Annotated in this window: 1 protein-coding gene; it reads left to right on the forward strand. The window is 39.1% G+C overall.

What is annotated here, in order from left to right; genetic code table 11:
* Window positions 1-772, forward strand: a 772-nt coding sequence (locus ABD792_RS19125; RefSeq protein ID WP_345008190.1) for a transposase, incomplete at both ends; no start/stop codon positions are given.

Genomic DNA, 772 nt, shown 5'->3' on the forward strand with positions numbered 1-772 from the left:
AAACCCCATGTACCAAGTACTAAGCAAAGATATGATAGAATTAGAGATAGTTCCATATTTACCAGAGACAAAACGAGGTTTTAAACCCAAAGTACCTCTATGCGAGATTGTTAATGCAATTCTTTATAAACTTAAAACAGGGATTCAGTGGGAGTTCCTTCCTGTTGAGAGTCTTTTCGAAAGAGATATTTTGCATTACAAGACTGTTTTCGGCCATTATCGCAAATGGTGCGAGTTAGATGTATGGAAGTCTTGTTGGATAGAGCTTTTAAAAGCCAACAAGTCTAAATTGGATTTATCCAGTGGTGATTTGGACGGCAGTCATACAACAGCCCTTCGTGGAGGGCAAGAGGTTGGCTATCAGGGCAGGAAGAAACGCAAGACAACAAATGCTATCTATCTAACAGATAGACAAGGATTGCCTATCTCTATGTCAGAGCCTGTCTCTGGAAACCATAACGATTTGTTTGATATAGAAGTACAGTTTGAAGAAGTTGTTGGAACGCTGGAAGATGCTGAGATTAGTATTGATGGGCTTTTTATCAATGCCGATGCAGGATTTGATTCCCAAAAACTCAGAGACAAATGCGAAGCCAAAGGTATTATTGCTAATATTTGCCCCAACAAACGTAATGGCAACAATGATGTGGATTATTATTTTGACGAAAAACTTTATGAAGAACGCTATGCCATTGAGCGAACAAACGCTTGGATGGATAGCTTTAGATCGCTATTAAACAGGTTTGACACAACTTTGACTAGCTGGAAAGGA

Source organism: Snuella lapsa (genome assembly GCF_039539345.1).
Taxonomy (GTDB): Bacteria; Bacteroidota; Bacteroidia; order Flavobacteriales; family Flavobacteriaceae; genus Snuella; species Snuella lapsa.